The 18,098-nt window shown below is 37.4% G+C and carries 20 protein-coding genes and 1 pseudogene; 17 read left to right on the forward strand and 4 right to left on the reverse strand.

Annotated features, from left to right (window positions below):
* Positions 1–71: 71 nt before the first annotated feature.
* The 7 genes from cccB to JFU54_RS06055 all read left to right on the forward strand — a co-directional run bounded on the left by cccB (position 72) and on the right by JFU54_RS06055 (position 7,344).
* A complete protein-coding gene (gene cccB, locus JFU54_RS06025) occupies positions 72–395 on the forward strand; it encodes a cytochrome c551 (protein WP_002016129.1) in 324 nt (107 codons plus the stop codon).
* Between the two features lie 323 nt (positions 396–718).
* On the forward strand, positions 719–1,405 hold the full coding sequence (gene ftsE, locus JFU54_RS06030) for a cell division ATP-binding protein FtsE (RefSeq protein ID WP_003192357.1): 687 nt from the start codon (positions 719–721) through the stop codon (positions 1,403–1,405).
* Positions 1,395–2,288, forward strand: a complete 894-nt coding sequence (ftsX, locus tag JFU54_RS06035) for a permease-like cell division protein FtsX (protein WP_002089596.1) — start codon at positions 1,395–1,397, stop codon at positions 2,286–2,288. Before ftsE ends, ftsX begins: the two co-directional genes overlap by 11 nt.
* Positions 2,289–2,406: 118 nt before the next feature.
* Positions 2,407–3,843, forward strand: a complete 1,437-nt coding sequence (locus tag JFU54_RS06040) for a S41 family peptidase (RefSeq protein ID WP_012261984.1) — start codon at positions 2,407–2,409, stop codon at positions 3,841–3,843.
* 95 nt (positions 3,844–3,938) lie between these two features.
* Positions 3,939–5,123 carry a PDZ domain-containing protein gene (locus JFU54_RS06045; protein ID WP_172798714.1) on the forward strand — a complete coding sequence of 395 codons (1,185 nt, stop codon included), beginning with the start codon at positions 3,939–3,941 and terminating at the stop codon, positions 5,121–5,123.
* A 128-nt stretch (positions 5,124–5,251) separates the two neighbouring features.
* Complete coding sequence (locus JFU54_RS06050; RefSeq protein ID WP_201063970.1) at positions 5,252–6,967, forward strand: ABC transporter ATP-binding protein; 1,716 nt, start codon at positions 5,252–5,254, stop codon at positions 6,965–6,967.
* Between the two features lie 65 nt (positions 6,968–7,032).
* Positions 7,033–7,344, forward strand: a complete 312-nt coding sequence (locus JFU54_RS06055) for a heavy metal-binding domain-containing protein (RefSeq protein WP_002068307.1) — start codon at positions 7,033–7,035, stop codon at positions 7,342–7,344.
* Between the two features lie 133 nt (positions 7,345–7,477).
* On the opposite strand, the gene abc-f is transcribed toward JFU54_RS06055, so the two are convergent.
* From abc-f to JFU54_RS06075, 4 genes are all read right to left on the reverse strand, one after another.
* The gene (gene abc-f, locus JFU54_RS06060) at positions 7,478–9,112 is read right to left on the reverse strand and encodes a ribosomal protection-like ABC-F family protein (protein WP_201063977.1); all 1,635 of its coding nucleotides are present in this window, start codon (positions 9,110–9,112) and stop codon (positions 7,478–7,480) included.
* A gap of 264 nt (positions 9,113–9,376) precedes the next feature.
* Positions 9,377–9,922, reverse strand: a complete 546-nt coding sequence (locus tag JFU54_RS06065) for a flavodoxin family protein (protein WP_002016115.1) — start codon at positions 9,920–9,922, stop codon at positions 9,377–9,379.
* 4 nt (positions 9,923–9,926) lie between these two features.
* A complete protein-coding gene (locus JFU54_RS06070; RefSeq protein WP_002016114.1) occupies positions 9,927–10,295 on the reverse strand; it encodes a MerR family transcriptional regulator in 369 nt (122 codons plus the stop codon).
* Positions 10,296–10,346: 51 nt separating this feature from the next.
* The gene (locus tag JFU54_RS06075; protein ID WP_044439365.1) at positions 10,347–11,240 is read right to left on the reverse strand and encodes a LysR family transcriptional regulator; all 894 of its coding nucleotides are present in this window, start codon (positions 11,238–11,240) and stop codon (positions 10,347–10,349) included.
* Positions 11,241–11,392: 152 nt separating this feature from the next.
* Here JFU54_RS06075 and JFU54_RS06080 point away from each other — a divergent pair, with 152 nt between their 5' ends.
* From JFU54_RS06080 to uvrB, 10 genes and pseudogenes are all read left to right on the forward strand, one after another.
* Positions 11,393–12,415 (forward strand): YeiH family protein, encoded by a 1,023-nt coding sequence (locus JFU54_RS06080; RefSeq protein ID WP_201063979.1) that lies wholly within the window; start codon positions 11,393–11,395, stop codon positions 12,413–12,415.
* A gap of 124 nt (positions 12,416–12,539) precedes the next feature.
* Positions 12,540–12,737: a helix-turn-helix transcriptional regulator gene (locus JFU54_RS06085; protein WP_002016109.1), complete on the forward strand. Its 198-nt coding sequence runs from the start codon at positions 12,540–12,542 to the stop codon at positions 12,735–12,737.
* Between the two features lie 11 nt (positions 12,738–12,748).
* Positions 12,749–13,139: pseudogene (locus JFU54_RS06090) on the forward strand (hypothetical protein).
* A gap of 17 nt (positions 13,140–13,156) precedes the next feature.
* A complete protein-coding gene (locus JFU54_RS06095; RefSeq protein WP_201063983.1) occupies positions 13,157–13,378 on the forward strand; it encodes a hypothetical protein in 222 nt (73 codons plus the stop codon).
* Between the two features lie 68 nt (positions 13,379–13,446).
* Positions 13,447–13,767, forward strand: coding sequence for an ATPase (locus JFU54_RS06100; protein ID WP_234816578.1), 321 nt, complete (start codon positions 13,447–13,449; stop codon positions 13,765–13,767).
* A gap of 16 nt (positions 13,768–13,783) precedes the next feature.
* Positions 13,784–14,011 (forward strand): hypothetical protein, encoded by a 228-nt coding sequence (locus JFU54_RS06105; RefSeq protein WP_002034710.1) that lies wholly within the window; start codon positions 13,784–13,786, stop codon positions 14,009–14,011.
* A 100-nt stretch (positions 14,012–14,111) separates the two neighbouring features.
* Positions 14,112–14,873 carry a MerR family transcriptional regulator gene (locus JFU54_RS06110; RefSeq protein WP_012261977.1) on the forward strand — a complete coding sequence of 254 codons (762 nt, stop codon included), beginning with the start codon at positions 14,112–14,114 and terminating at the stop codon, positions 14,871–14,873.
* On the forward strand, positions 14,870–15,490 hold the full coding sequence (locus JFU54_RS06115) for a hypothetical protein (RefSeq protein ID WP_016102252.1): 621 nt from the start codon (positions 14,870–14,872) through the stop codon (positions 15,488–15,490). Before JFU54_RS06110 ends, JFU54_RS06115 begins: the two co-directional genes overlap by 4 nt.
* A gap of 47 nt (positions 15,491–15,537) precedes the next feature.
* Complete coding sequence (locus JFU54_RS06120) at positions 15,538–15,969, forward strand: DUF4362 domain-containing protein (protein WP_080448042.1); 432 nt, start codon at positions 15,538–15,540, stop codon at positions 15,967–15,969.
* A 151-nt stretch (positions 15,970–16,120) separates the two neighbouring features.
* Positions 16,121–18,097: an excinuclease ABC subunit B gene (gene uvrB / locus JFU54_RS06125; RefSeq protein WP_002016097.1), complete on the forward strand. Its 1,977-nt coding sequence runs from the start codon at positions 16,121–16,123 to the stop codon at positions 18,095–18,097.
* Position 18,098 lies beyond the last annotated feature (1 nt).

An 18,098-nucleotide genomic window follows, 5' to 3' on the forward strand; every position in this document is an offset into this window, starting at 1 on the left:
TATTGAATGTGTTATGAAAACTATTGCCTAGTTATGAATGAAAAGAATATCAACAATGGGGAGCGATAGAAGTGAAAAAGAAATTGTTGGCTATTACGCTGGGGACGTCAGTCGTTTTTGCTTTAGGAGCATGTGGAAATAAAGAAGAGAGTAAACCATCAAAACAATCTGCAAGCACAGATAGCGCAGAGCAAATTTACCAAAAAAGTTGTATAGGTTGTCACGCTAAAGATTTATCAGGAGCAACTGGACCAGATTTACGAAAAGTAGGACAGAAATATGATGCAGCAGAGATTGAAAAGATTATTGAAAAAGGCCGCGGTTCAATGTCACCAGGAATTATTCAAGGTGAAGATGCGAAAAAAGTAGCTGAATGGTTAGCGGAGCATAAATAAGAAACGTAATTAATAAACGAGCTGATTGTATAACTTGACCGAAAAGTGCTTCGAGTTAAGTAATTACATGAGCTCGTTTACCTTTTATTAGGATGTAACATAACTGTAACAAAATTGTATCTGAATTGGAAACCGATTGATGTTACAATGGGGTTTGTAGAATTTTGATGAAATATATTACATAGAGTAGCGTTGCTAATAAAAAGCATGTATGGAAGCTACCTTCAACAAGAATGGTCGAATGAAAATAAAGGTTTTTCTTTTATTTTCAAATGTACAGAAAAGTATTTCTAAAAAAATCATTAAGTATTGGGTGATAAATAATGATAAAAATGACGAATGTTTATAAGGAGTACCCAAATGGTATGAAAGCCATTGCTGGTCTCACAGTTAACATTAAACAAGGTGAATTCGTATACGTAGTTGGACCGAGTGGAGCCGGAAAATCTACATTTATTAAAATGATGTATCGTGAAGAGAAGCCATCTACAGGATCAATTAATGTAAATGGACTTGTAATTGAAACATTAGCAGAAAGAGATGTTCCATATTTCCGTCGTCAATTAGGCGTAATTTTCCAAGATTTTAAATTGCTACCTAAATTAACGGTATATGAGAATGTTGCGTTTGCTTTAGAAGTAATTGAAGAAGAGAAGGAAGCGATTCGTGAGCGCGTTACAGAAGTGTTAGGTCTTGTTGGTCTTGAAGAGCGTGCTGATGCACTTCCAAATGAGCTTTCGGGCGGAGAGCAACAACGTGTGGCGATTGCAAGAGCGATTGTAAATAAGCCAAAGGTTGTAATTGCCGATGAGCCAACAGGTAACTTAGATATTGAAACAGCTCTTGATATTATGAAGATTTTTAAACGTATTAATGAGCGTGGTACAACGATTGTTATGGCGACACATAACGCAGATATCGTAAATACAATTCGTCATCGTGTAATTGCAATTGAAGGCGGAAAAATTGTTCGAGACGAGATTGAGGGAGGATACGGATATGAAGGCTAAAACCCTTAGTCGACATTTGCGAGAAGGTGTGAAAAATCTATCCCGTAACGGATGGATGACATTTGCTTCTGTAAGTGCAGTAACAGTTACATTATTACTTGTAGGTGTCTTTTTGACAGCGATTATGAATATGAACCATTTTGCGACGAAAGTAGAGCAAGATGTAGAAATTCGTGTGCATGTTGATCCAGCAGCAAAAGAAGCTGATCAAAAGAAATTAGAAGAAGATATGAGTAAAATTGCGAAAGTAGATTCTATTAAATATTCTTCTAAAGAAGAAGAGCTGAAACGTTTAATTAAAAGCTTAGGCGATAGTGGAAAAACGTTCGAGTTATTTGAGCAAGATAACCCACTGAAAAACGTATTTGTTGTAAAGGCGAAAGAACCAACAGATACGGCAACAATTGCGAAAAAGATTGAGAAAATGCAGTTTGTAAGTAATGTTCAATACGGTAAAGGTCAAGTTGAAAAATTATTTGATACTGTAAAAACTGGTCGTAACATCGGGATTGCGTTAATTGCGGGTCTTCTATTCACAGCGATGTTCTTAATCTCTAACACAATTAAAATTACAATTTATGCTCGTAGTACTGAGATTGAAATTATGAAACTTGTTGGTGCAACAAACTGGTTTATTCGTTGGCCGTTCTTGTTAGAGGGATTATTCCTAGGAGTATTAGGATCAATTATTCCAATTGGCCTAATTTTAGTTATGTATAATTCGTTGCAAGGTGTGTTTAATGAAAAACTTGGCGGAACAATTTTCGAGCTTCTACCATACAACCCATTCGTATTCCAATTAGCTGGTTTATTAATGTTAATCGGTGCATTAATCGGTATGTGGGGAAGTGTAATGTCAATTCGTCGCTTCTTAAAAGTATAAAAAGTTGCAAACATAATTCGTACAAGCTTATCATATAGTAGAAATAGGTAAAGGCATCACACATCGTGTGATGCCTTTTGCTACACCACCTGTGTGTTCTGGAAAGGGGAATTCCGCATTGAAACGTAGAGTTGCAATTATTGGAATGGTTGTTGCATTTTTAATTGGTGCTGGCGGGATGTTTGGTGGTATGTACTGGTTTGGGATAAACCCAGCGTATGTAACGCAAACAGTATCGAATGGTAATGCTGGCACAGCGCAAGGGAATTTGGTAAAGATTAATGAGGCGTATGCACTAATTGATTCACGTTATGTGGAAGACGTGAAAGACGACAAATTAGTCGAAGGTGCGATACAGGGAATGTTGTCTACGCTGAAGGACCCTTATTCCACGTATATGGATAAAGAAACGGCAAAACAGTTTAGTCAGTCATTAGATCCTGAACTTGAAGGGATTGGAGCTGAAGTGAACAAGACGGACGGTAAGCTTATTATCGTATCGCCAATTAAAGGTTCACCAGCAGAAAAGATAGGAATTAAACCGAATGACCAAATTTTATCTGTAGATGGAAATAGTGTGAAAGATTTATCACGTGAAGAAGCAGTATTAAAAATTCGTGGTAAAAAAGGAACGACTGTTGCAATTGAAATTAAGCGCGCAGGAGTGGCTGATCCGATAGAATTTAAAATTAAGCGTGAAAAGATTCCGATTTTCACTGTATTTAGTTCCGTAAAGCAAGATAGCGGAAAAGATATCGGTTATATGCAAATTACTTCTTTCGCTGAAAATACTGCGAAAGAATTTAAGGATCAGTTAAAAGAGCTAGAGAAGAAAAACATAAAAGGCTTAGTTATTGACGTGCGTGGTAATCCTGGCGGTTATTTAAATAGTGTAGAAGATATACTAGGAGACATCATGACAGATAAAAAGCCAATGCTACAAGTAGAACAGCGAAATGGTGAGAAGAAGAAATTCTCTACGGAACTGAAAGAGAGAAAGTCATATCCAATTTCAGTATTAATTGATAATGGAAGTGCTTCTGCTTCAGAGATTTTAGCTGGTGCGCTAAAAGAAGGAGAAGGATACGATTTAATTGGTGAAAAAACGTTTGGTAAAGGTACTGTTCAACAGGCTGTTCCATTTAAAGATGGCAGCAACATTAAATTAACAATGTTTAAATGGTTAACACCAGATGGCAATTGGATTCATAAAAAAGGAATCGCGCCAACTGTAGAAGTGAAGCAACCAGATTATTATCATGCGACACCAATTCAAATTGAAAAGACACTTTCATACAATTCAAATGATGTACAAGTAAAACACGCGCAAGAAATGCTTAAGAGCCTAGGATATGTACCAGGACGTGAAGATGGATACTTTAGCAAAGAGACAGAATCAGCACTAAAAGCATTCCAAAATGCGAATGAGATGGAAGCGACAGGGCAACTTGATAAAAAGACAGCTGAAGCGATTCAAACTAAAATCATTGAAAAAATCCGTTCTGGAGAAAATGATTTACAATTACAGACGGCATTGAAATTAATAGCGAAATAAGAAAGAATACAGGCACTTTGATGCCTGTATTTTTTTATGTGTTAAATATGATAAGATAAAAAGAAAGAATGATATAAATGGTGGTGAATGAATTCGTGGAGGCATGGCTTTTTGAAATACTACGAGCGGTTGGACGTTTTTTCTTACACCCTGCTGTCTATGTATTTTTAATTAGTAGTATCTTCGTTGGATACTTACGTATATTACGAGAACGAAAAGATTTTTCTTTTAAAGTATATGATATTTGGTTTGAACTACGAACAACTCTATTTGCAGGTATTGGGTACGGATTAATCGTATCTATTATTACGATTGGGCTTGGGCTTGTTGTTTCAAAAGCGAGTTTATGGGCAATTTTACTTTGGACGTTATTATTCGGATTAACTGCTATGTATCGATATTTATCTGTAGCTTATACTTTCGGAATCGCGATTGCACTCGTGTTGTTATCGTCTAAGATGCCAGTTTCCTTCTTACAGCTTGGAGAAGGTGAAGAGGGTACGATTGTATCCCTTGCTATTTTACTAGGCGTTATGCTCGTTGTAGAGGGTTTATTAATCTCTAAAAATGCAGTTCGTTATTCTACACCAAAAATTAACAAAGGTAAGCGTGGGCTACGAATTGGACTACATGAATCCAATCGTTTATGGCTTGTACCAGTATTTATTCTTATACCAGGAGACGCGGTGACAGGATTTATTTCTTGGTGGCCTGTCGTTTCAATAGGTTCGACTACATACTCTTTATTCCTCGTTCCATTTTTAATTGGATTTATGAGAAAGGTTAGAAGTTATGAGCCGACGGAAGCTTTATTATTTACAGGAAGACGCGTCTATGGTTTAGCGGGGCTCGTACTCGTTTTAGGTATCGCAAGTTACTGGTGGCACGTACTTGCAATTATCGCGATGGGAGTCGCAATGCTTGGACGCTTTACAATCTCGATGCAAGAGAAAATTGCAGACGAGAAAAGACCAGCATACTTTGCCGCACGTAATGATGGACTTGTTGTGTTAGATACAATTCCTAATACAATTGGGGCAGAGATGAATTTAAAGCCTGGAGAAGTTATTACGAAAGTAAATGGAATCATTCCAAGAAGTACCGAAGAGTTTTATGACGCGCTTCAAACGAAGACGACAGGAGCGTTTTGTAAATTAGAAGTAGTAGATACAAATGGTGAGCTTCGTCTTGCTCAAACGGCATTATACGCCGGGGGACATCATGAATTAGGTGTTGTATTTGTTCAGCAAGAGCACGAGTGGGATTCGGAAGCTATATAAAATAAAATGGAAACCTTCATCAAATATAGATGAAGGTTTTTTTAGTTTCATAGACGGATAACTTGAATAATTATTTGATAATGGTTATCATTTAGAGAGTCTTTTAATTTGGAAAAGGGAGGAAAGATATGCTACGTAAATTTTTTTCTTACTATAAACCGTACAAAGGTTTATTCGTACTCGATTTTTCCTGTGCAGTTATCGCAGGTTTACTCGAACTTGGTTTCCCGCTTATCGTAAATCAATTTATTGATAAGTTATTACCAGGACAAAATTGGACGCTTATTTTATGGGCTTGTTTCGGCTTGTTCGTAGTTTATGTGTTAAATGCAGGTTTGCAATATGTCGTTACATATTGGGGACATATGCTTGGGGTTAACATTGAAACAGATATGAGGCAGAAATTATTTGATCACATTCAAAAGCTATCATTCAGATTTTTTGATAATAATAAAACAGGTCATTTAATTTCACGTCTTACAAACGATTTAATGGAAATTGGGGAAATTGCTCACCATGGACCAGAAGATTTATTCATTGCCATTATGACTTTAGTTGGAGCATTTTCATTTATGATGATGATTAACTGGAAGTTAGCACTTCTAACATTCTTCGTAATCCCGTTCTTATTATGGTTGGCACTTTACTTCAATAAAAAAATGACAGGTACGTTTAGACGTTTATTCTCAGACGTTGCTGATTTCAATGCATGTATCGAGAACAATGTAGGTGGTATCCGCGTTGTACAAGCATTCGGAAATGAAAAGTTTGAGAAAGAGCAATTTGCTGTAAATAATGCTCGTTTCCGTACAACAAAATTAATGGCGTATAAAATTATGGCGTTAAATTCATCGATTAGTTATATGCTGATGCGTCTTGTAACACTCTTTGTATTAATATGTGGTACATGGTTTGTTCTGCAAGGTGAATTAACGTACGGTGGATTTATTGGATTCGTTTTATTAACGAATATTTTCTTCCGCCCAATTGAAAAAATTAATGCGGTTATTGAAAGTTATCCGAAAGGAATCGCTGGTTTTAAAAGATATGTAGAACTTCTGGAAACAGAGCCGGATATTGTAGATTCTAAAGATGCAATAGAAGTTAAACATGTACACGGCGATATTCAATACAATAACATCACGTTCGGATATGAAAATAAAGAGCCGATTTTAAACGATATTAGTTTGAAAATACATGCAGGTGAAACAGTTGCTTTCGTTGGACCATCAGGGGCAGGGAAAACAACACTATGTAGTTTATTACCTCGTTTTTATGAACAATCATCTGGATCAATTCAAATTGATGGCATTGACACCAAAGAGATGACGTTATCGTCACTTCGTAAGCAAATCGGAATTGTACAGCAAGATGTTTTCTTATTCTCAGGAACAATTCGTGAAAATATCGCTTACGGAAACTTAAAAGCTTCAGAATCTGAAATTTGGCAGGCGGTAAAACGTGCTCAGCTAGAGGACTTAATTTACTCGCAATCAGACGGTTTAGATACAGTTATTGGTGAGCGTGGTGTGAAACTTTCAGGAGGACAAAAGCAGCGCTTAGCAATTGCCCGTATGTTCTTGAAGAACCCGCCAATTTTAATTTTAGATGAAGCAACTTCTGCGCTAGATACAGAGACAGAACTTGCTATCCAAAAATCACTTGCAGAACTATCTGTTGGCCGTACAACATTAGTTATCGCTCACAGGCTTGCAACTATTAAAAATGCAGATCGCATCGTCGTTGTAAATAAAGACGGTATTGCAGAACAAGGTTCACATGAGGAACTAATCAAACGAGGCGAGGGTTACAGCCGATTGTATGAGGCGCAGTTTAGTTCGTAAATATAATTTCTGCTGAATTAGTGCACCATAAGTAAGTGGAAATCTTATATGGGAGGCTATAAAGCATGATTGTAACAACAACTTCTACAATTCAAGGGAAAGAAATTATTGAGTATATCGATATCGTTAATGGCGAAGCAATCATGGGTGCGAATATCGTGCGTGACCTTTTCGCTTCTGTCCGTGACGTTGTCGGTGGTCGCGCAGGCGCCTACGAAAGTAAATTAAAAGAAGCGCGCGACATTGCAATGGAAGAGATGAAAACTCTCGCAAGACAAAAAAATGCGAACGCGATTGTTGGTATCGACGTCGACTACGAAGTCGTTCGCGAAGGGATGCTAATGGTTGCGGTGAGCGGGACTGCTGTTCGTATATAAAGTGAAAAGCCGTGCTGGTGCACGGCTTTTTGTTGTTATTGTGTTTAACATGATAGGTAGGGTGATATTCTATGTCGAAGCCTCGATATTTCTTGGGAAATCTGGAAGGTCCCGTCGATATATGGGGAAGACGTTAGAGCGCTTCTTTACACTGCCGAATTCGAACTAATAATTTTTCGTATTCTTGTTCTAGAAATGCGATGTCATCATGCTGATTTGGGATAGAAATCCGGCTGATGATTTCAGTTAATTTTGTTTGTAACCTCAATAATTCTTGTTCAGTAACGTTTACAGAAGCTTCGGTTGTTCTTTTTGTGTATTGCTCGTAATTGCCGTGGAATATTCTTGGCTCTCTCTCATCTACTTGTAGAATATGGTCTGCAACAGAACGAATGAAGGCACGGTCATGGCTAATGAAAAGTATTGTACCAGGATACTCCTGTAACATGCTTTCTAATTCTTCTTGCGTTGCCAAGTCTAAATAGTTTGTCGGTTCGTCGAGCAGAAGCATATTATAGTTTCCTAAAAATACTTTTGCGAGTGCAACCTTCATGCGTTCTCCACCACTTAAGATGTGCACAGGTTTATGAACATCTTCACGGCGGAATAGGAGCCTTGCAAGTATTGTTCGAACGAACGATTCTGTATAGTTTGTTTCTTCTAGAACGTTTTCTAAAATTGTTCTATCTGTTTTTAAAATAGATAATGTTTGTTCAAAGTATCCAATTTTACAACTTTTCGAAAGCTGAATGCCACGCTCGTTCGCGAGAAGCATTTTGAAAAAAGTTGTTTTTCCGCTTCCGTTTTCCCCTAAAATAGCAAGTTTTGCCCCAGGGACAATTGTTCCATTCATATTTTTAAATAGTGTGCGATCCCCTATTTTCTTCGTTGTTTTATTAAACTGAACAACTGCTTTACTATGAATTGGTGTGTGGTATTGTACGTCAAACTGAGCTTGAGAAAAGTCCTTCGGTTTTTCTTTCTGTTCCAACTTTTCAAGGCGTGTTTCTAGTGCTTTCGCTACTTTGCTAACATTTTCTTGCCCATGAGCCCCGCTGCACTTATAAAGTTTAGATTCAGATGAACTGAACCGTGTTGGGATTTTTGTCATGCTAGAAGCACGTTGCTTTCTTTGTGAAATTGACTGTTCTAACCGATTTTTTTCTTGTATATATTGATCATATTCTGCTTGCTTTTGTATTCGCTCACGTTCTTTTTGCTTTCGATAGTTTGAATAATTACCTTTATATTCTTGAATAGTACCGTCTTCAACTTCGATGATTTTTGTACATATGGCATCTAAAATATCACGATCATGCGATATTAAAACAAGTGCACCTTTATAAGATAAAAGTGCCTTTTCTAATTGCTCTGTACCGAACATATCTAAGTGACTTGTTGGCTCATCAGCAAATAGAATGCCTGCATCTTGTTCGAGGGCATGGGCGATCTTTAGGCGCATTCGTTCACCGCCACTCATTGAATTTGCGACGTTTGAAATATTCCATTTGCCCTTAGCGAGGGAAGAAGCGGTTTCCGGTATCCCCTCGCTAAGCTGTGGAATGATGGCGATAGAACTATGATGAGTTACTGTGCCTTTGTCAGCTTCTATTTCTTTACTTAATATTTGTAATAACGTAGATTTTCCAGCTCCGTTGACTCCGACAATCCCTATACGATCGTTTGCTTGAATTTCTAGTGATGGTAACGTAAATATGGTGCGATCACCAAAGCTCTTTTCGATATTACGTGCGATTAAAATAGTCATAAAAAAACCTCCCTAGTTTCACTAGAGAGGATAAATGTCGCCCTTCAATGTAAAAATCGTACATAAATAAACGATTTTTTACATGATCGTATCGAAAGGAAGTATCGACAAATGGACAGACTAATCCTCTGCTAGTTTTCATCATTTTTGTTCACTATTTGTGATGGATGAAATAAATAAGAGAATTAGAACTTCATTGGTCAAAGTACCTTCCTTTCATAATATTATTTTTATTGTATGCGCATACAAATGGATTTGTCAAACTTATTTCTGTGTGCTATTTTTGAATTTATTATTATACAATTGTGCTTTTGCCAGCGCCTCAGCATCGTTCTTGATTTCATCTAGTCCATTCGCATCCCCAATAATATACCCTTCAAATGATGAACCAACAAAATCAAAGATATATTGAAACTGGGCGATAAGCGGCAATGCTTTCAGTTTTGGACTGTCTCCGCCAACGATGACAACGTACATTTTTTTGCCTTTCATTTTTTCTTTGAAATGAAGAGATTTATTACGCAAGCTTTGTGACCAGCGATCAACGAAGTTCTTCATATGGCCGCTCATTCCGTACCAGTATAGCGGTGTAGCGAAGATAATCGTGTCGTGCTCTAGCATGCGTTTGGTTAACTGCTCGTAGTCATCATTTACAGGTTGAAATCCTTCTACATCATGGCGCTGATCTATGATTGGGTGGACGATATGATCACGCAAGTAAATTTGTTCTGTTTCAATCCCATCAATCACCATATGTGTTAAAGCTTCCGTATTTCCGTTTTGTCTTGAACTGCCATGTATAACAAACATGTAATCATCCCTTTTCTTTTGCTTGTTTTAGGAGTGAAACGTGTTTTTGCAAATTCGTTTGAATGTTGGAAAGTAATGTGATTTGCTTCGTTACCTCATCAAGTTTGTCTTCGTAAAGTGCAAGGATACTACTACACGGATTTTCGTAAAGATGTGGCTCGATTTCAAGGCAACGTAGCATTCGTTCTGTTTCTTCTAAATTTAAGCCGATTTGCAAGTACATTTGAATCAGCTCTACTTTTTCGATTGCACTTTCATCAAAATCACGGTAGCCATTTGCTAGGCGTTTCGAAGGGAGTAATCCCTTTTCTTCATAATGTCTTAGTGCCCTTTCGCTAACCCCAGTTTCTTTTGATAACTCTCCAATTCGCAATGCGTTTCACTCCTTTTACATGTATTGTAAACCTTCACACTAATGTGAAGGTCAACTCTGTTTTTTCGCAAAAGAATCTACGTGTTTTAAAAAGACTTGAATAGCTTTAGACGGGATAAAATATTTGCCGCGCACGATGGAGAATGGACGGATTAGCTCTTCGTTCGGAACAGGGATGTGGAATATTTCTTGTGCTAATAGTTCTTTTCGAACAGTCCAATCTGAAAGGATAGCGATGCCAAGACCGGCTGCAACGGCTTCTTTCACGCTTTGAATACTGCTAAATGTAAAGAAGCGCTTCATTTTTAAATGATGTTGGTGTATAAAGCGATCGCTATAGGCACGTGTGCCAGAGCCGCTCTCCCTTAATACCCAGACTTGATCTTGCAATGTATTTTCGTTAATTCCCTCGATATGGAGCAATGGGTGGTTTGGCGGGACGACGAGTTTCATTTCATCTTGCATAAAAGTTTCAACATCTACGTCAGCGTATACGACTTGGCCTTCCACTAAGCCGATATCAATTTGATTAGAGCGGAGGCTTTGCAAAACTTCTTCCGTATTGGAGATAAATGTATGAACTTCGACGTGTGCATTTTCATTGGCAAAGCGCGCAAGTATTTTTGGAAGTAAGTATTCGCCAATTGTAAAGCTAGCGCCGATGCGAAGTGTCCCTGTTACGACGTTATGCAGCGCATTAATTTCCTGTTTTGCATCTTCATAAAGTGAGAGCATCTGCTTTGCGTGTATGTATAATATGTTTCCAGCTTCCGTAACTTGGACGTGCTTTGGGGAGCGCTGTATAAGTGTAGTCCCAAATTCATTTTCCAAGTTGCGAATGTGCATACTAACGCCAGGTTGTGAAAGGTTTAATAGTTCCGCAGCACGCGAAAAATGTTTTTGTTCAACGACAGTAACAAAGATCTTTAAAATGTCGACGTTCATTTGTTAGGCCCCTTTATTTTTGCTTTTATTTTATCATAAGTATTTCTGATGATAGGGATTCAATATTGATATTAAACTTATTATTAAAACTCTCTTATAATGTAACTAGAAAGAACATGCATGTTCCAATACGATTATTGGGGTGGTACAAAGTGGAACAAACACTTGTTATACAAAAGAAGAAGGGCTTTGGATTTTCGCAAGGTATTGGGATTACGTTATTAATCGCCATTGCCGCGAAATATTTAGCAGAGCTTCCATTTTTAAATATTATGGGACAATTAGTAATCGCTATTCTAATCGGGATGGTTTGGCGCGCCGCAATCGGGATTCCTCAAGAAGCGATAGTGGGAACGAACTTTGCGAGTAAGAAGTTGCTTCGCTTTGGGATCATTTTACTTGGAATGCGGTTAAATCTTGTAGATATTGCGAAGGCAGGGCCGAAAGTATTGGTCATCGCAGCGGTTGTTATTACATTTACAATTTTCGTTGTATATGGACTAACGAAAGTATTTAAAGTAGAACAGAAACTTGGAATTTTAACAGCATGTGGGACGGCAATTTGCGGTGCGGCAGCGGTCGTGGCAATTGCACCGCAAGTGAAAGCGAAAGATGAAGAAACAGCAGTCGGGGCAGCAATTATTGCAATTTTAGGTACAATATTTACACTTATTTATACGCTATTATACCCAGTGCTTGGCTTCTCACCCTACGGTTACGGGGTGTTCTCAGGGGCGACGCTGCACGAAATCGCTCACGTTATCGCGGCTGCAGCGCCAGGAGGTAGCACGGCTGTAGACATCGCGGTTATTGTGAAGTTAACGCGCGTAGCGATGCTTGTGCCAGTAGCGATTTTAATTGGATTATGGTTTGGTAAGAGCGAGGAAAGCAAGGAAAGAAGATCGTGGCGCGACCTTCCGATTCCTTGGTTCATCTTCGGATTTTTAGCAATGAGTGCGGTGCATTCGCTTGGGATTATCCCAGAAGTTATTGCCGGATACATTGTAGTAATTGCGTACATGCTTATCGCAATGGCGATGGCAGGGCTAGGTTTAAATGTAGAGTTTAAAACGTTCCGCAAATTAGGAAGCAGAGCATTTGTGGCAGGGTTGATTGGCTCGGTTTGCTTATCTGTTCTTGGGTATGTTCTTGTGTATGCGTTAGGATTTATGTAGCAAAAAAAGAGGCATCTTATAGATGTCTCTTTTTTTTACCTTTTTTTGTAAAGATATCTTTACTTGGATTTGGAAAATATTTATAATTAAAGTAAAGATATCTTTACTTTCGAAGGTGGAGCCTATGGGTGTGAAAAATAAAATTAAGGAATTACGAAAACAACATCATATAACGCAAATTGAAATGGCAAAGGCGATGCAAGTGACGCGGCAGACAATCGTGGCGATTGAGAACCACCACTATAACCCAAGTCTAGAGTTATCCCTAAAAATCGCCAAATATTTTGGAATGAAGGTAGAGGAAATATTTACGCTGGAGTAAGGGGAGAGAAAATGAACGATACTAAAAAGTTGTATATGCGCTACGGTCTTAGGATTATGTGGAGGGGACGTTTTAGTTCGTATTATGGACCCATCCATACCGATGTTATCGCTTATAGTTAGTAACATTTTAGCAATTGTATTTCTGATATTGTATATGAATTACAAAAAGCGGAAGTACAAAAAAGAAGAACTTCCAGATATAGATGAGCGGGTAAATGAAAATATAAAAAAGTATGTAAATGTCTCATTTATATTCGCATTTCTTTTGCTTATTGTTTATATTGTTGCAAGCAAAGCGATAGGGCGAATTACTATACCGATTCCAGAAATATTCATTGTATGTAGTTTCTTATTTGCTGGTAGTCTCATCATAGGAGTAATGGCGGGAAAACGAGCATAACGATAGGAGGAATGAAAATGCAAGATGAATTTGAGAGATTTCAATCGGATAAAGCGTTTAAATATTTAGGGTTGTTTTTAACAATGAGTTTAGCGGTATGGAGTTTGTATAATTTAATTATTTATGGAAATGCGGGCATGCCGTTTGTTTTATTTGTATTAGGACAGTTTGTTTATTTCTTTGTGAACTATTGGCCGAAATGGAAATATAGAAATCAAAAAGAGGCTGATCATGTATGAGTAAGTAAGATATTATACGGTTCATAGGAAGTTTGTTTTTAGCGGGTCTTGTTTTAAATGTGAGTTTAATGATTTTAAGTATTACGTGGGGAACGATCTTCATATCGAATGTAGCACTAGTCATTTTATATGGCATTTCGGAATATAGAGAACAGAAGCGTTTGAAAGAAGAGAGAGTACCGTCAATTGATGAGCGAGTTGTGAACAATATGAAGTCATATTTTACGATTTGTATTACAAGCTGCGTTTTTTTGTTCATTATGTATCTTTGTGTAAATAAGTATTTAGATAGGCAAGTAGTACATGTAAATGAGTTATTATATATTGCTATTTTTGGTTTATTAATAAGTATGGCATCGACGAGTGTGTTAGCAACAAGGAATAGATAGAAAAAGGGGAACTGGGATGGGATTACCGGTATTATGTGTCGCTACGGCTATTTTTGCTTTGTTTTGGGGAATACAAAACTTCTCTCGTAATCCAGTGCCAAGTGTATGTATTATGATTGGTGCTGTAGGTTTATCATACTATTTATTAATTTTAGCGCATTATCATAAAACAGCAACAAGTGTTGTTGTAGGGGCAATTATTTTATTTTGTGGGCGTGCTATACAAAAGGGGTTATTTCCATAAAAGCTGTTTATACAAAAGGTATAAATAGCTTTTTGTATTTTTTTTACAAACTACTTGAAAGTTACGTTACGTCACCTTTTATAATGAAGGAGAAGAGGTGATGGAGTTGATTTCAATTCAAGAACTAACGAGGGAAACAGGGGTTACAGTAAGGACGTTACGTTATTATGATCAAATTGATTTATTAAAGCCGAGTGGGAAAACTGATGGAGGACATCGGTTATATAGCGAGAGAGATGTTGTTCGTTTGCAGCAAATTTTATTTTTAAAAGAAATGGGTTTTTCATTAAAAGAGGCTGCGAATATGTTAGTAAAAGGTGAGCTTAACTTAAAGGATTCTCTTGAAAAACAACTTCGGTTTGTACAGGAAGAACAAAAGAAATTCAATCGAATGGAGCGTGTTTTACAAGCTGTTGTTTATTCGGTAGATGTGGAAGGAGAACTTGATTGGAAAGTTATGTTTGAACTTATTCAGCTTTCGAAACAGTCGTCTCGTATACGTGAAATATTTCAAAATGAAGTATTTTCAAAGGGAGAACAAAAGTTGCTTCATAATTTGCCGAACATGAGTGAAGAAGACCCGAATGTTTTAGAATGGGTAAATTTATTAAAGCAACTACGTAACTTTATGAAAGACGGTAAGGAAGCATCATGTGATGAGGTACAAGGCGCAACAAAGAAATTAATGCAGAAGTGTTTAGAGATGGCAAATGGTGATGAAGCATTTTTAGATAAATTGTGGGAAGTAAGAAAGTCAAAAGAAGATTCACAGAAAATGAGTATGTATCCAATTGAAGAAGAGCTTCTATTATATATGGATGAGGCTTTTCGTATATATGACGAAAGGGAGAGGGATAAATGAGTATACTTGCAGAATATCGTTGGTATTTTTTAATTGGGGCAGAGATTGTATTTTGGTTATCAGCTATCGGATTCTTTTTACTAAGGTATGGATTTCGCTTGAAAAAGGCAAGTTTTATTATGGGGATTGTGCTACTTGTAAATGAAGTGTTTATTTTAACTTTAGGAGTAGTAGACTACTATCAAACAGGGAAGTTCTCTAATTTTCAAATCATTACGGTAATCATTTTATTATATGCAGTTTTTTATGGGAAAAAGGATTTGAAGAAATTAGATATATATGTACAAAAATTAGTTGCGAAGTGGCGGAATGAACCGGCGCCTATTATCGAAGAACCACTTGAAGTAACAGGGATGGCGCATGCGAAGCAGGAAATAAAAAATTGGATTTTACATCTTATTTTGTTTATTGCTGTTCATATATTCTTTTTCTTCATGTATGGGCTTATTCCAGTAGAACAGTGGGGGAATTGGTTAGAGTCAGGAATCGTTTTAAATAAAGCAGCAAGCCGTGTAAGCCAAGTATGGGCTATTATTCTTTTAGCGGATACTGCGATTTCATTTTCATATGTTATTTTTCCGAAGAAGGAGAAAGGAAATAAGAAGCTACTTTCATAGAGGAAAGTAGCTTTTTTCTAGTATACCAATAGTTTGTATAGGAGAGGATAACGATAGGAAAAAGAACAGGTTTTATATGCTTATTTCTCTTTAGTTTAGTAGCATGTTCACAACCTAACAGTGCAATTGATAAGAAGAATGATGTCGTTGCAAAGGGGGCGGAAATTTCTAATCTAGATAAATTCGAGAAGTTCGTTTGGAATGTGGAACAAGGGGAAGTTGATAAAATAAGAATTGTACAGTATACACATGAAGGTGACCCGATTTTTCAAACGTTAGAGCATAGTGAGAAAGATATACTTTATGTGTTAGATAATAGACAAGATCAATTTGCTGGTGACCATAAAGGGTTACATAAAGATAGTTGTAAAAGGATTGTTAAAGAGCAACGTGAATCAGAAACGGTATATAGGTTAATAGATTGTACGAATGAAAATGGGCGCAATGGATATGACTTATTATATGTACTTAAAAAATAGAGTTAGTAGAGGAAGGAAGTATTTATTCCTTCCTTTTTCTATATATAACTTGTCGAAAACTTTACCGAATATCTGTTCGTTTTTTTAGGTTTTTTATGGGCATTCGTGGTAAAATAATAATACAGATTTTTATGAGGAGGTCGGTTTTTAGTTGGAACATCCATTTGAAATTATCTCAGAGTATTCCCCGCAAGGTGATCAGCCGGGAGCGATAGAGAAGCTTGTAGAGGGAATTAATAGTGGAAAGAAAAAGCAAGTGTTGCTTGGAGCGACAGGAACGGGTAAGACATTTACGATTTCAAATGTCATTAAAGAAGTGCAGAAGCCAACACTTGTAATGGCTCATAATAAAACGTTAGCAGGACAGTTATATAGTGAGCTGAAAGATTTCTTTCCTAACAATTCTGTGGAGTATTTTGTTAGTTATTACGATTATTATCAGCCGGAAGCGTACGTACCACATACGGATACGTTTATTGAAAAAGATGCGCAAATTAACGATGAAATTGATAAATTACGCCACTCGGCAACGTCTTCTTTATTTGAAAGAGATGATGTTATTATCGTTGCGAGTGTTTCGTGCATATACGGTTTAGGTTCTCCGGAAGAATACCGCGAGTTAGTTGTTTCGCTTCGAGTTGGTATGGAAAAGGACCGCAATCAATTGCTTCGTGAACTTGTTGATGTACAGTATGGACGTAATGATATTGATTTTAAGCGTGGTACATTCCGTGTGCGCGGAGATGTAGTTGAAATCTTCCCCGCATCACTTGATGAGCATTGTATTCGAATTGAATTTTTTGGGGATGAAATAGATCGTATTCGAGAAGTAAATGCATTAACGGGTGAAGTATTAGCAGAACGTGATCATGTAGCAATCTTCCCGGCATCTCACTTCGTTACACGTGAAGAAAAGCTGAAGGTCGCTATTGAAAATATTGAAAAAGAATTAGAAGAGCGTTTAAAAGAATTAAATGATAACGGTAAGTTGTTAGAGGCGCAGCGCATAGAACAGCGAACGCGTTATGATTTAGAAATGATGCGCGAGATGGGCTTTTGTTCAGGGATTGAAAACTATTCCCGTCATTTAACACTTCGTCCAGCAGGCTCAACGCCGTATACGCTTTTAGATTATTTTCCAGAGGATTTCTTAATCGTTATGGATGAGTCGCACGTATCGGTTCCGCAAGTAAGAGCGATGTATAACGGGGACCAAGCACGTAAGCAAGTGCTTGTTGATCATGGATTCCGTCTGCCATCAGCTTTAGATAATAGACCGCTCACGTTTGATGAGTTTGAAGAGAAAACGAATCAAGTTATTTACGTTTCGGCAACGCCAGGACCGTACGAGTTAGAGCAGTCACCGAAAGCAATAGAACAAATTATTCGTCCAACAGGGCTTTTAGATCCACCAATTGATATACGACCAATTGAAGGACAAATAGATGATTTATTAGGAGAAATCCATGACCGGATTGCGAAAAATGAACGTGTATTAATTACGACTTTAACGAAGAAAATGTCAGAGGATTTAACGGACTATTTAAAAGATGTAGGAATTAAGGTGAATTATCTTCACTCTGAAATTAAAACATTAGAGCGTATTGAAATTATCCGTGATCTTCGCCTTGGTAAGTTTGATGTACTTGTCGGTATTAACTTATTACGAGAAGGATTAGATATTCCAGAAGTATCACTTGTAGCTATTTTAGATGCTGATAAGGAAGGGTTCCTACGTTCAGAGCGTTCATTAATTCAAACAATTGGTCGTGCGGCGCGTAATGCAAACGGCCGCGTTATTATGTACGCAGATCGCATAACGAGATCAATGGGAATTGCAATTGAAGAAACACAGCGTCGTCGTAGTATACAAGAAGCTTACAATGAAAAGCATGGTATTACGCCGAAAACGATTCAAAAAGGAGTACGTGACGTTATTCGTGCGACAACAGCAGCTGAGGATACGGAAATATATGAAGCAACACCAGCTAAGAAGATGACGAAAAAAGAACGTGAAAATACAATTGCGAAGATGGAAGCAGAGATGAAAGAAGCAGCAAAGGCATTAGATTTCGAGCGTGCAGCTGAATTAAGAGATTTACTATTAGAATTAAAAGCGGAAGGGTGAA

This window comes from Bacillus sp. TH19, from assembly GCF_016651075.1.
GTDB classification, from domain to species: domain Bacteria; phylum Bacillota; class Bacilli; order Bacillales; family Bacillaceae_G; genus Bacillus_A; species Bacillus_A mycoides.